Source organism: Streptomyces sp. NPDC015127 (assembly GCF_043080095.1).
Lineage (GTDB): Bacteria > Actinomycetota > Actinomycetes > Streptomycetales > Streptomycetaceae > Streptomyces.
Genome location: NZ_JBIBVE010000024.1, coordinates 1 through 12,817 on the forward strand (window position 1 = coordinate 1; position 12,817 = coordinate 12,817).

13 protein-coding genes are annotated in these 12,817 nt (G+C 72.0%); 10 read left to right on the top strand and 3 right to left on the bottom strand.

Annotated features, from left to right (window positions below; genetic code table 11):
- Positions 1–279: 279 nt before the first annotated feature.
- From ACF08N_RS33105 to ACF08N_RS33115, 3 genes are all read left to right on the top strand, one after another.
- On the top strand, positions 280–1,140 hold the full coding sequence (locus ACF08N_RS33105; RefSeq protein WP_392328421.1) for a GNAT family N-acetyltransferase: 861 nt from the start codon (positions 280–282) through the stop codon (positions 1,138–1,140).
- A 29-nt stretch (positions 1,141–1,169) separates the two neighbouring features.
- Positions 1,170–1,718 carry a GNAT family N-acetyltransferase gene (locus ACF08N_RS33110; protein ID WP_392328422.1) on the top strand — a complete coding sequence of 183 codons (549 nt, stop codon included), beginning with the start codon at positions 1,170–1,172 and terminating at the stop codon, positions 1,716–1,718.
- A gap of 65 nt (positions 1,719–1,783) precedes the next feature.
- Complete coding sequence (locus ACF08N_RS33115; protein WP_392328423.1) at positions 1,784–3,478, top strand: proline--tRNA ligase; 1,695 nt, start codon at positions 1,784–1,786, stop codon at positions 3,476–3,478.
- A gap of 207 nt (positions 3,479–3,685) precedes the next feature.
- On the opposite strand, the gene ACF08N_RS33120 is transcribed toward ACF08N_RS33115, so the two are convergent.
- From ACF08N_RS33120 to ACF08N_RS33130, 3 genes are read right to left on the bottom strand one after another with little or no spacing between them, the layout of a single operon-like run.
- Complete coding sequence (locus ACF08N_RS33120) at positions 3,686–4,573, bottom strand: aminoglycoside phosphotransferase family protein (RefSeq protein ID WP_392328424.1); 888 nt, start codon at positions 4,571–4,573, stop codon at positions 3,686–3,688.
- Between the two features lie 50 nt (positions 4,574–4,623).
- The gene (locus ACF08N_RS33125) at positions 4,624–5,049 is read right to left on the bottom strand and encodes a DUF4439 domain-containing protein (RefSeq protein WP_392328425.1); all 426 of its coding nucleotides are present in this window, start codon (positions 5,047–5,049) and stop codon (positions 4,624–4,626) included.
- Positions 5,046–5,609 carry a hypothetical protein gene (locus tag ACF08N_RS33130; protein ID WP_392328426.1) on the bottom strand — a complete coding sequence of 188 codons (564 nt, stop codon included), beginning with the start codon at positions 5,607–5,609 and terminating at the stop codon, positions 5,046–5,048. The genes ACF08N_RS33125 and ACF08N_RS33130 overlap by 4 nt, the downstream gene beginning before the upstream one ends.
- A 124-nt stretch (positions 5,610–5,733) precedes the next feature.
- Here ACF08N_RS33130 and rimP point away from each other — a divergent pair, with 124 nt between their 5' ends.
- The 7 genes from rimP to truB all read left to right on the top strand — a co-directional run bounded on the left by rimP (position 5,734) and on the right by truB (position 12,698).
- Positions 5,734–6,249, top strand: a complete 516-nt coding sequence (gene rimP, locus ACF08N_RS33135; protein WP_392328427.1) for a ribosome maturation factor RimP — start codon at positions 5,734–5,736, stop codon at positions 6,247–6,249.
- Positions 6,250–6,251: 2 nt separating this feature from the next.
- Entirely contained in the window at positions 6,252–7,247 is a 996-nt protein-coding gene (gene nusA / locus ACF08N_RS33140) for a transcription termination factor NusA (protein ID WP_392328428.1), read from the top strand.
- Between the two features lie 117 nt (positions 7,248–7,364).
- Complete coding sequence (locus ACF08N_RS33145; RefSeq protein WP_392328429.1) at positions 7,365–7,643, top strand: YlxR family protein; 279 nt, start codon at positions 7,365–7,367, stop codon at positions 7,641–7,643.
- A gap of 151 nt (positions 7,644–7,794) precedes the next feature.
- Positions 7,795–10,881 carry a translation initiation factor IF-2 gene (gene infB, locus ACF08N_RS33150; RefSeq protein WP_392328430.1) on the top strand — a complete coding sequence of 1,029 codons (3,087 nt, stop codon included), beginning with the start codon at positions 7,795–7,797 and terminating at the stop codon, positions 10,879–10,881.
- A 148-nt stretch (positions 10,882–11,029) separates the two neighbouring features.
- Positions 11,030–11,323 (top strand): DUF503 domain-containing protein, encoded by a 294-nt coding sequence (locus ACF08N_RS33155; protein ID WP_392328431.1) that lies wholly within the window; start codon positions 11,030–11,032, stop codon positions 11,321–11,323.
- A 35-nt stretch (positions 11,324–11,358) separates the two neighbouring features.
- The gene (gene rbfA / locus ACF08N_RS33160) at positions 11,359–11,802 is read left to right on the top strand and encodes a 30S ribosome-binding factor RbfA (protein WP_392328432.1); all 444 of its coding nucleotides are present in this window, start codon (positions 11,359–11,361) and stop codon (positions 11,800–11,802) included.
- On the top strand, positions 11,799–12,698 hold the full coding sequence (truB, locus tag ACF08N_RS33165; protein WP_392328433.1) for a tRNA pseudouridine(55) synthase TruB: 900 nt from the start codon (positions 11,799–11,801) through the stop codon (positions 12,696–12,698). Before rbfA ends, truB begins: the two co-directional genes overlap by 4 nt.
- Positions 12,699–12,817 lie beyond the last annotated feature (119 nt).

The window sequence follows — 12,817 nt, forward strand, 5'->3', positions numbered from 1 at the left end:
CGAGACGCTGATCGACGAGGCGATGAAGATCGCCGAGCAGATGGAGAAGGACGGCGTCGCCTCCGGCGAGCCCCAGATCTCCATCGCCGGCTGACGCACCCGCCCGCTCCCGAGGCCCCGCCGCCCCCATGGGGGAGGCGGGGCCTCGCTCCGTCCCCGGCCCCCACCGGCGTCCGAGGCCGGTCCCGTCGGAGGCCGGCCCCGTCGGAGGCCGGTCCGTTTCCCGGGACCGGACACGGCAGCGAGGCGGCAGGTACAGTGCGAGAATCAGCAAACCGCATGGTGAGGCCCCTCGTGTTGACGCAGACCACCACCCGGGTCCTCGACCCCGGCGAACTCGGCGCAGCGCTCGCCATCCTCGAGAGCGACCCCGTGACGAATGCTTTCGTCACCGCCCGGGTCCAGGTCGCCGGTCTCGACCCCTGGCGTCTCGGCGGCGAGATGTGGGGCTGGTACGCGGACGGGCAGCTGCGCTCCCTCTGCTACTCCGGCGCCAACCTCGTTCCCGTCTGTGCCACGCCCGAAGCCGTGCGCGCCTTCGCCGACCGGGCCCGCAGGACCGGCCGCCGCTGCTCGTCCATCGTTGGCCCCGCCGAACCCACCGCCGCCCTGTGGCGCCTGCTCGAACCGAGCTGGGGACCCGCCAGGGACGTCCGCGCCCACCAGCCGCTCATGGTCACCGACCGGGTTCCCGACGACATCGAGCCCGACCCGTACGTCCGCCGCATCCGCAAGGACGAGATGGACGTGATCATGCCGGCGTGCGTGGCGATGTTCACCGAGGAGGTCGGTGTCTCGCCGATGGCCGGTGACGGCGGCCTGCTCTACCAGGCCCGCGTCGCCGAACTCGTCGGCACCGGCCGCGCGTTCGCGCGCATCGAGGACGGGAAGGTCGTCTTCAAGGCCGAGATCGGCGCCGCGACCCCCAAGGCGTGCCAGATCCAGGGCGTGTGGGTCGCGCCCGAATACCGCGGCCGCGGACTGTCCGAGACGGGCATGGCGACCGTCCTGCGCTACGCGCTCGCGGACGTCTCGCCCGTCGTGAGCCTGTACGTGAACGACTACAACACCGCGGCCAGAGCGGCCTACCGCCGGGTCGGCTTCCGCGAGGTCGGCGCCTTCATGAGCGTGCTGTTCTGAACCGAAGGCCCGGCCAGTAGGGTGCGCCCATGGCAGCAGATCCCGACGTCGTCATCGGACCGCTCGACCTGACGGCACGGGTCGACGAGGCCCTCGCCGTCCAGGCACTGGCCTTCGGGCTCAGCCACGAAGAGATCGACATCCGCCGCTACATCGTGCTGCGGCACCTGACCAACCCGGGCGCCCGCGCGCTCGGTGCGACCACCGCGGAGGACAGGCTCGTCGGGTTCGTCTACGGCATGCCCAACGACCGCGGCCACTGGTGGTCCACCGTCGTGGAGCCGTACCTGCGCCGCAACGGCAACGACGACTGGCTGGACGACTCCTTCGTCATCACCGAACTGCACGTCCACCCCGGCTTCCAGGCCCGCGGGATCGGCCGCGCGCTGATCACCAACCTCACCGACGAAGCCGACCAGCCGCGCTCCATCCTGTCCGCCATCGACACCGAGAGTCCCGCCCGCCGCCTGTACCGCAGGCTCGGCTACCGGGACCTCGCCGAGCGCGTGCTGTTCCCGAGCGCGCCCAGTCCGTACGCCGTGATGGGCGCCCCGCTGCCGCTCCTGCGCGGCAACTGATTTCCGCCTGCCGGTGCCGCCCGGCTAACCTCCTGCACATCACACGTTCCGAGCAGGAGTTCACCATGGCCCAGGTCCAGCGCATGTCCCGTCTGATGGTCAAGACACTGCGCGACGACCCGGCGGACGCGGAGACGCTCAGCCACAAGCTCCTCGTCCGTGCCGGTTACGTCCGCCGCAACGCCGCGGGCATCTGGTCCTGGCTGCCGCTGGGCAAGCGCGTCCTGGAGAACGTCGCCCGCGTCGTGCGCGAGGAGATGGACGCCATCGGCGCCCAGGAGGTCCTGCTGCCGGCCCTGCTGCCCAAGGAGCCGTACGAGGCGACGGGCCGCTGGGAGGAGTACGGCGCCGAGCTGTTCCGCCTCAAGGACCGCAAGGGCGCCGACTACCTGCTCGGTCCCACCCACGAGGAGATCTTCACCCAGCTGGTCAAGGACCAGTGCACGTCCTACAAGGACCTGCCGGTGATCCTCTACCAGATCCAGACGAAGTACCGCGACGAGGCCCGTCCGCGCTCGGGCATCCTGCGCGGCCGCGAGTTCCAGATGAAGGACTCGTACTCCTTCGACACCTCCGACGAGGGCCTCGCCGAGTCCTACGCCCTGCACCGCGAGGCGTACGTGAAGATCTTCGAGCGGCTCGGGCTCGAGCACAAGATCGTCTCCGCGGTGTCGGGGGCGATGGGCGGCTCCGCGTCCGAGGAGTTCCTGGCGCCCGCCGCGGCCGGTGAGGACACCTTCGTCTACTGCCCCTCCTGCGACTACGCCGCCAACACCGAGGCCGTCACCTTCGCGCTCGCGCCCGCCGACGGCGCGGCCCACGGCCCGGTCGAGGAGCTGGACACCCCCGACACCCCGACCATCGAGACGCTCGCCGAGCACCTGGGCGTCCCGGCGTCGGCGACCCTCAAGAACCTCCTCGTCAAGGTCGACGGCGAGATCGTCGCGGTGGGCGTCCCCGGCAACCGTGAGGTCGACCTCGGCAAGCTGGGCGACCACCTGGCCCCGGCGACCGTCGACCTGGTCACCGCCGACGACTTCGTGGGCCGCCCGGACCTGGTCCGCGGCTACGTCGGCCCGCAGGGCCTGGAGAAGGTCCGCTACATCGCCGACCCGCGCGTCGCGCCCGGCACGGCGTGGATCACCGGTGCGAACAAGCACGGCTTCCACGCGAAGAACGTCGTCGCGGGCCGGGACTTCGAGGTCGACGAGTACCTGGACGTCGTCGTGGTCGAGGAGGGCGACCCCTGCCCGAAGTGCGCCACCGGCCTGAAGCTGGACCGCGCGATCGAGATCGGCCACATCTTCCAGCTGGGCCGCAAGTACGCCGACGCGTTCCAGCTCGACGTGCTCGGCCAGAACGGCAAGCCGGTCCGCGTGACCATGGGCTCGTACGGCATCGGCGTCTCCCGCGCGGTCGCGGCGCTCGCCGAGCAGACCGCCGACGAGCAGGGCCTGTGCTGGCCGGCCGAGATCGCGCCCGCGGACGTCCACGTGGTCGCGGCCGGCAAGGCCCTGCAGACGGAGCTGGCCCTCGACGTCGCGGAGCAGCTGGGCGCCGCGGGTCTGCGCGTGCTGGTCGACGACCGGGCGGGCGTCTCCCCGGGCGTGAAGTTCACGGACGCGGAGCTGATCGGCGTCCCCAAGATCCTGGTCGCCGGCCGCCGCTCGGCGGAGGGCATCGTGGAGCTGAAGGACCGCCGCACGGGCGAGCGCGAGGAGCTCCCGGTGGCGGACGCGGTGGCGCGCCTGCGCGCGTAGCGCGCGTCGGGGCGGGGCCCGCTGCGGTGGCGTGTGGCGCCTGCGGCGGGCCGTTCCCCTACCCGCCCTCCCCCTACGGCCTGGCGGCCGTGGGAGGTGCCCCCATCCCGAACCGGGCTCCGCCCGGACCCGTACCGCGCTTCGCGCGGTGTCCTCAAGCTCCCCTACGGGCTGACAAATGTCAGCCCCGCCGGCGCTTGAGGGGCCCTACAGCCAGCTCGCGAACTCCAGCGCCATCTCACCCTCCGCGCGGCGGCCCGCAGCCATCGCGCGGGTGCCAGATTCGACCGCGCGGAACAGCGTCCAGCCCCGCAGCCGGTCGCGGTCCACTTCAAGCGAGTCCGCCAGCCTGTTCACCCGGCGGCGGGCCGACGACGCGCCCCCGGATGCGGCCACCAGGTCCTCGACCCGGTCGCGGACCAGGCGCGCCAGGTCGTAGGCGCGTTCGCCCACCACCGGCTCCGGGCCCACCGCGAGCCACGGCGTGCGCTCACCCGCCAGCACCTTGCCCTGGCGGAAGTTGCCGTGCAGCAGGAGGAGTTCGGGCGGGAGCGCCACCAGCTCCTCCCGCACCGCCAGAGCCTCCGCGACGAGCGGCTCGTCGGCAGCGCGGGCCCGCATCGCCTGTGCCTGCCGCCCCGTGCGCTCGGCCGCCGTCTCGAAACCGTGCCCCGCCGGCGGCTCCACCCACAGCCGCCGAACCGTTCCGGCAGCCTCCAGCAGCGCCTTCGCCTCCGGCAGCGACCGCAGCGAGACATCGGGCTGCAGCCGCTCCAGGAGCAGGCCGTCCCCGTTCGCGTGGTTCTCGTCGGCCTCGTCCAGCAGACGCACCGCGCCCCATCCGTTCCAGTGCGCGAGCGCCGCCCGCTCCAGGGCGGGCTCGGCGGCGGGCGGGGCGAGCTTCAGCGCGGCGGGCACGCCGTCGGACCGGCGTACGAGCAGGACGAGAGCGCTGCGGCCGCCCGGCACGACCACCCGTTCGACGTCCAGCTTCCGCCGGTCCACCGCCTCCTGGGCGGTCCTGGGCAGCTGCCCGAGCCACTCGTCGTTCTCCCCGAGTGCCCGGACCAGCCGCTGCGGCGGTTCGAAAGCCATACGTGGTGCGTTCCCTTTCCGGTTCGGCCGATTGCAGGTGAGGTCAGCCGCTATCGGCCGGCGGCCCGCTCGGCGAGCCCAGGAAAGGCTACGCCGCTGCCACGCCAGCGCACGGCACGGACCGCCGCCTCGCGCAGCGCCGCCGCGGCCTCCAGCCGCAGCGGTCCCTCGGCCGCCCGTACGAGGTCGGAGCACACGCCCGCGACCCGCTCCTCCAGCTCGGCCGCGAGCCGCACCGCCGCCGCGGAATCGGGCACCGCGAAGGGCAGGGCGTAGGCGGCAGCGGCGACGACCGGTTCGGCGCCGAGGTCCCGTGCCGTGCGCGCGAGCGCGTCCCGGCGGGCCCGGTGCGCGGCAAGGGCGGCGGCAGCCTCGGCGGCGCGCTCGTCGTCGATGCGGCCGCCGACGACCCCGTACCCGTAGACCGCGGCGTGCTCCGCCGCGAGCGCGGCCTGTACGGCGTCCACCGCGCTCATCGCGCGTCCCCCTTCGTCAGCAAGTACGCATGGGCCGCTCCGGCGGCGGCGACCGACGCCAGCAGCCGGGCCAGCTCCGGTTCCGCGTCCGGCAGGGACGCGGTGTGCTCGTCGGACGTGCGCCGCTCGGCCGCGGCGAGCGCCTTCAGCGCGGCGTCGGGCTCGCCCGGGTCCGGCCCGCCGGCCACCACGGAGCCGGTGCCCGAGGGCGACGGCGTCGCCGGCACCGCAGGTGAGGGCCCGGTGCCCGCGAGGGCCGCGACATGCGCGGCCACGTCCGTGCGCAGCGGCGTCAGCCGGTCGGCGAGCGAGGGATGGCGGGCGATCACGGCGTCGTATTCGTCCAGCAGCGCCTGGCTACGGGCCGTGAGCCGTCGGCGCAGCGCCTTCTCGGCCCGTGCCGGATCGGCGGCCGGGCGGCCGGCGGGCCGGTCCCCGGAGGTGTCGCCGGAACAGCCGGTCACCACCGCGGCGGCGACCGCACCCGTCGCCAGCAGCGCGCGTCGTCGCGTCGTCCCGGTGCGCCCCACGCCTGTCTCCTCGGCCCTGTCGGTGATCATCGCCGCAGGCGAGCGTACCCGCGGGTCCGACGGCCGTGGACGGCAACACCCTCCGGGACCGGATACCCTTTCCTTCGACACGCGACGATCCCACAACAGCACACGCGGCCGAGGAGTCACCCGGATGAGCACCACCCAGAGCGAGAGGCTGCGCGGGCTGCTGGAGCCGCTCGTCACCGCCGCCGACCTGGATCTGGAAGAGATCGAGGTCTCCCGGGCGGGCCGGCGCCGCACGCTGAGGATCATCGTCGACTCCGACGACGGCGTGGAACTGGATGCCTGCGCCGAGCTGAGCCGCTCCCTCTCCGAGAAGCTGGACGAGACGGACGCGATGGGCGAGGGCGAGTACGTCCTCGAAGTCAGCTCCCCGGGCGCCGACCGTCCCCTCACCCAGCACCGCCACTACGTGCGCGCCACCGGCCGCCTGGTCAAGCTGCAGCTGCGCGAGGGCGGGGATCTGGTCGCCCGCATCCTCACCGTGGACGACGAAGGGCTCGACCTCGAGATCCCGGGCGTGAAGGGGCGCAGGCCCACCGCCCGCCGGGTCGCGTTCGACGACATCGCCAAGGCGCGCGTCGAGATCGAGTTCAGCCGCAAGGACAAGCAAGGCGAGAAGGACGAGAAGGAAGAGGAGGCGTAGCCATGGACATCGATGTGAAGCTCCTGAGGGGCTTGGCACAGGAGAAGGAGATCGCCTTCGACCTGCTGGTCGAGGCCATCGAGTCGGCCCTCCTCATCGCGTACCACCGCACCGAGGGCAGCCGCAGGCACGCCCGTGTGGTGCTCGACCGGCAGACCGGCCACGTGACCGTGTGGGCCAAGGAGGACCCGGCCGATCTGGAGGAGGGCCAGGAGCCCAAGGAGTTCGACGACACGCCGTCGGACTTCGGCCGGATCGCGGCGAGCACCGCCCGCCAGGTCATCCAGCAGCGGCTGCGGGACGCGGAGAACGACGTCACCTTCGGCGAGTACGCCCGGCGTGAGGGCGATGTCGTCGCGGGGCAGGTGCAGCAGGGCAAGGACCCGAAGAACGTCCTGGTCAAGCTGGACGACAAGCTCGAGGCGATCCTGCCCGTGCAGGAACAGGTGCCGGGCGAGGAGTACACCCACGGCCTGCGCCTGCGCACCTATGTGGTCCGGGTCGCCAAGGGCGTGCGCGGCCCGTCCGTGACGCTGTCGCGCACCCACCCGAACCTGGTGAAGAAGCTGTTCGCGCTGGAGGTCCCGGAGATCGCCGACGGCAGCGTCGAGATCGCGGCGATCGCCCGTGAGGCCGGTCACCGCACCAAGATCGCGGTCCGCTCCACCCGTTCCGGCCTGAACGCCAAGGGCGCCTGCATCGGCCCGATGGGCGGCCGGGTGCGCAATGTGATGGCCGAACTGCACGGCGAGAAGATCGACATCGTCGACTGGTCGGACGACCCGGCCGAGATGGTGGCGAACGCCCTGTCGCCGGCCCGGGTGAGCAAGGTGGAGATCGTCGACCTCGGCGCCCGCTCCGCCCGCGTCACCGTCCCGGACTACCAGCTGTCGCTGGCGATCGGCAAGGAGGGGCAGAACGCCCGCCTCGCCGCGCGCCTGACCGGCTGGCGCATCGACATCCGTCCCGACACGGAGCACACCTCCGACCAGGACTGAGGAATGAATCGGCGTGCGGTCCCGTTGGCATGAGTCGGGTCTCACGCGGATCAGGACAACAACCGTTCGATTTTTGCCCCAAAGGGGTGAGGTCGGTGCGGGGAGGTAGACTTAAGCGTGTCTGGCCGGACGCATGCCCGCGTGTGCCCTGAGCGAACCTGTGTGGGATGCCGGGAGCGAGCGGCCAAGAACGATCTGCTGCGCATCGTGGTGATCGAGGACGAGTGCGTCCCCGATGATCGCGGTACGCTGCCCGGCCGGGGTGCGTACGTGCACCCCGCCTTGGTCTGTATCGACCTGGCGGTCCGCCGCCGGGCGTTCCCGAGGGCCTTCCGGGTCAAGGGACCGCTCGATACCGCCGACGTCCGGCGGTACGTCGAGCAGGCAGCACCGTAAGAAAGAGAAGTACGGCACGGAACACCGTGCGGTCAGGTACCTCGCGAGTTGGAAGTAGGTCGAGATTGCGATGAGCACTCGATGAGTACGCGATGAGTACGCCCATGAAGTAGCGACGGTCCGGCGGTAACCCGGACCTAAAAGGAGCGAAGTGGCTAAGGTCCGGGTATACGAACTCGCCAAGGAGTTCGGCGTGGAGAGCAAGGTCGTCATGGCCAAGCTCCAAGAACTCGGTGAATTCGTCCGTTCGGCGTCCTCGACGATCGAGGCGCCGGTTGTACGCAAGTTGACTGACGCGCTGCAGGGTCCCGGCGGTAACGCCGGCAAGACCGCAGCCAAGCCCGGCGCGCCCCGCAAGGCGACGCCGTCCAAGCCTGCCGCGCCCTCCCCGGCGCAGGCGGCACGTCCCGCCACCCCCAAGCCCGGTGCCCCCGCGCCGAAGCCTCCGGTGGCAGAGAAGCCCGCGACGCCGGCCCCCGGCCCGCGTCCGACTCCGGGTCCCAAGCCCGCACCGGCCAAGCCCGCCCCGGCGGCTCCGGTGCCCGCTGCCGAGTTCTCGGCTCCGGCCCCGGCACAGCCCAGCACCCCGCAGGCCCAGCGCCCCGCGGGTGCCACCCCCGGACCGCGTCCGGCCGGTGGCCCCGGCCGCCCGGCTCCGGCCGGCGGTCAGCGTGACGGCGGTCGTGGTGGCGAGCGTCCGGCGCGTCCCGCCGGCGGCACCGGCGCCCCGCGCCCGGGTGGCCGTCCGGCCGGTCCGCGTCCGGGCAACAATCCCTTCACCTCCGGCGGCTCCACCGGTATGGCGCGCCCGCAGGCGCCCCGTCCGGGTGGCGCTCCGCGCCCCGGCGGCGGTGCCGTTCCTGGTGCCCCGCGTCCGCAGGGCGGCCCCGGCGGCGCGCACTCCGGTCCCTCTGGGAGGCCTCAGGGTCCCGGCGGTGCCCGCCCGACTCCGGGCGGCATGCCCCGTCCGCAGGCCCCGCGTCCTGGCGGCGGTCCGGCCGGTAACCGGCCGAATCCCGGCATGATGCCGCAGCGCCCTGCTGCCGGTCCCCGTCCTGGTGGCGGTCCCGGTGGGGGCGGCGGCGGCCGTGGTCCCGGCGGCGGTGCCGGTCGTCCCGGCGGCGGTGCCGGTCGTCCCGGCGGCGGCTTCGCCGGCCGTCCGGCAGGTCCCGGCGGCGGCGGTCGTCCCGGTGGCGGCGGCGGTTTCGCCGGTCGTCCCGGTGGCGGTGGCCCCGGTGGCGGCGGCGGCGGCTTCGGCGGCGGTCGTCCCGGCTTCGGCGGACGTCCCGGCGGTCCCGGTGGCCGTGGTGGCACGCAGGGTGCCTTCGGCCGTCCCGGCGGTCCGGCGCGTCGCGGTCGCAAGTCGAAGCGGCAGAGGCGCCAGGAGTACGAGGCCATGCAGGCCCCGTCGGTCGGCGGCGTGATGCTGCCTCGCGGCAACGGCGAGACCATTCGCCTGTCGCGCGGTGCGTCGCTCACCGACTTCGCGGAGAAGATCAACGCCAACCCGGCGTCGCTCGTCGCGGTCATGATGAACCTCGGCGAGATGGTCACGGCCACGCAGTCCGTCTCGGACGAGACGCTGCAGCTTCTCGGCGACGAGATGAACTACACCGTCCAGATCGTCAGCCCGGAGGAGGAGGACCGCGAGCTTCTCGAGTCCTTCGACATCGAGTTCGGCGAGGACGAGGGCGGCGACGAGGCCCTGGTCTCGCGTCCGCCGGTGGTGACCGTCATGGGTCACGTCGACCACGGTAAGACCCGACTGCTCGACGCGATCCGCAAGACGAACGTCGTCGCGGGCGAGGCCGGTGGCATCACCCAGCACATCGGTGCCTACCAGGTCGCGACCGAGGTCAACGGCGAAGAGCGGGCGATCACGTTCATCGACACCCCGGGTCACGAGGCGTTCACCGCCATGCGTGCCCGTGGTGCGAAGTCCACCGACATCGCGATCCTCGTGGTCGCGGCCAACGACGGTGTGATGCCCCAGACGATCGAGGCGCTGAACCACGCCAAGGCGGCCGACGTGCCGATCGTGGTCGCGGTCAACAAGATCGACGTCGAGGGTGCCGACCCGACGAAGGTGCGCGGCCAGCTCACCGAGTTCGGTCTGGTGGCCGAGGAGTACGGCGGCGACACCATGTTCGTCGACATCTCCGCCAAGCAGGGTCTCCACATCGACTCCCTGCTGGAGGCCGTGGTCCTCACCGCGGACGCCTCGCTCGACCTGCGGGCCAACCCGGAGCAGGACGCGCAGGGCATCGCGATCGAGGCCCACCTGGACAAGGGCCGCGGCGCCGTCGCGACCGTCCTGGTCCAGCGAGGCACGCTGCGCGTCGGTGACACGATGGTCGCCGGTGACGCGTACGGCCGTGTCCGCGCGATGCTCGACGACAAGGGCGAGAACGTGGAAGAGGCGGGTCCGTCGACCCCGGTCCTCGTCCTCGGTCTCACCAACGTCCCGGGCGCCGGCGACAACTTCCTGGTGGTCGACGAGGACCGTACGGCCCGTCAGATCGCCGAGAAGCGTGCCGCCCGTGAGCGCAACGCCGCGTTCGCCAAGCGCACCCGCCGGGTGTCCCTCGAGGACCTCGACAAGGTGCTCAAGGCGGGCGAGGTCCAGCAGCTCAACCTCATCATCAAGGGCGACGCGTCCGGTTCGGTGGAGGCTCTCGAGTCCTCGCTGCTCCAGCTCGACGTCGGCGAAGAGGTCGACATCCGCGTGCTGCACCGCGGTGTGGGTGCGGTCACCGAGTCGGACATCGACCTGGCGATGGGCTCCGACGCCATCGTCATCGGCTTCAACGTCCGCGCGGCCGGCCGTGCCTCGCAGATGGCGGAGCGCGAGGGCGTCGACGTCCGGTACTACTCGGTGATCTACCAGGCCATCGAGGAGATCGAGGCGGCCCTCAAGGGCATGCTGAAGCCGGAGTACGAAGAGGTCGAGCTCGGTACGGCGGAGATCCGCGAGGTCTTCCGCTCGTCCAAGCTGGGCAACATCGCGGGTGTTCTCATCCGCTCCGGCGAGGTCAAGCGCAACACCAAGGCCCGGCTCATCCGCGACGGCAAGGTCATCGCGGAGAACCTCAACATCGAGGGCCTGCGTCGCTTCAAGGACGACGTCACCGAGATCCGCGAAGGCTTCGAGGGCGGTATCAACCTCGGAAACTTCAACGACATCAAGGTCGACGACGTCATCGCGACGTACGAGATGCGCGAGAAGCCGCGCGGCTGACACAGCTCGGCTGCGCAGCCTTTCCGGGGCCGGTCGGCGGAACAAACTCCGTCGATCGGCCCCGGCCGTTGCGTGTACGGTTTGGAGGTCCCTGCCAAGCGCTGGCAGGCGTCATGAACCCGAACCGGCGGGACATCCGGTCACACACATGTATGTGGGGACGCTGTCCTTCGATCTGCTCCTCGGCGACGTACGGTCGCTGAAGGAGAAGCGCTCCGTGGTCCGCCCGATCGTCGCCGAGCTCCAGCGGAAGTACCCGGTGAGCGTGGCCGAGGTGGGCGAACAGGACCTCCACCGGCGGGCCGAGATCGGCCTCGCGGTGGTGTCCGGCGACACAGGACATCTCACGGAGGTACTGGACCGGTGCGAGCGCCTCGTCGCCGCCCGGCCCGAGGTGGAGCTGCTGTCGGTTAGACGCAGACTCCACAGCGACGAAGACTGAATGAGCAAGGCACAGCAGGAAAGGGAGAAGGACCAGTGGCCGACAACGCGCGGGCGAAGAAGCTGGCAGACCTCATCCGGGAGGTGGTCGCCGAGAAGCTGCAGCGCGGCATCAAGGACCCCCGGCTGGGATCGCACGTGACCATCACGGACACCCGCGTCACCGGTGACCTTCGGGAGGCCACGGTCTTCTACACGGTCTACGGCGACGACGAGGACAGGGCCAGCGCCGCGGCCGGACTGCAGAGCGCCAAGGGCATCCTGCGGTCGGCGGTCGGCGCGGCGGCGGGCACCAAGTTCACGCCGACCCTGACATTCGTGGCCGACGCGCTCCCGGAGAACGCCAAGACGATCGAGGACCTCCTCGACAAGGCGCGGGCCTCGGACGCCAAGGTGCGCGAGGCGTCCTCCGGCGCCACGTACGCCGGTGAGGCGGACCCGTACCGCAAGCCCGAGGACGAGGACGAAGCCTCGGAATGACAGAGCACATCAGGACGCCCGACGGACTTGTCATCGTCGACAAGCCGTCGGGCTTCACTTCGCACGACGTCGTCGCCAAGATGCGCGGGATCGCCAGGACCCGGCGCGTGGGGCACGCGGGGACGCTCGACCCCATGGCCACCGGGGTGCTCGTGCTCGGCGTCGAGAAGGCCACCAAGCTCCTCGGCCATCTCGCGCTGACGGAGAAGGAGTACCTCGGCACCATTCGACTGGGGCAGAACACCGTCACGGACGACGCCGAGGGCGAGGTCACGTCCTCCGCCGACGCCTCCGGGGTCACCCGGGAGGCGATCGACGCGGGCGTCGCCGAGCTGACCGGCGACATCATGCAGGTGCCGTCCAAGGTCAGCGCCATCAAGATCGACGGCAAGCGGTCGTACGCGCGCGTGCGCGGCGGCGAGGAGTTCGACATCCCGGCCCGGCCGGTGACCGTCTCCTCGTTCCAGGTGTACGACGTGCGGGAGGCGACCACCGAGGACGGCCTGACGGTCGTCGACCTCGTCGTCTCCGTCGTCTGCTCGTCCGGCACCTACATCCGGGCGCTCGCCCGCGACCTCGGTGCCTCGCTCGGCGTCGGCGGCCACCTCACGGCGCTGCGCCGGACCCGGGTCGGTCCCTACGGGATCGACGCGGCGCAGACGCTCGACCAGCTCCAGCAGGAGCTGACGGTGATGCCGATCGCCGAGGCCGCGGCGGCCGCCTTCCCCCGCTGGGACGTGGACGAGCGGCGGGCGAAACTGCTGGCCAACGGGGTGCGGCTGGACATGCCGGCCCAGGAGCGGTCGCCGGTCGCGGTCTTCGGTCCCGGCGGGCGCTTCCTGGCCCTGGTCGAGGAGCGGAAGGGCAAGGCCAAGAGCCTCGCCGTCTTCGCCTGAACCTAGGGACCGGGCGCCTCGTGGCACGGGCGGTGACGCTGCCCGTGCCACGGTCCCCCTCGCTTCCCCCACCCACAGGTTGTCCGCCGTAACGCCCGGATTCACCTCATCGTGCGGGC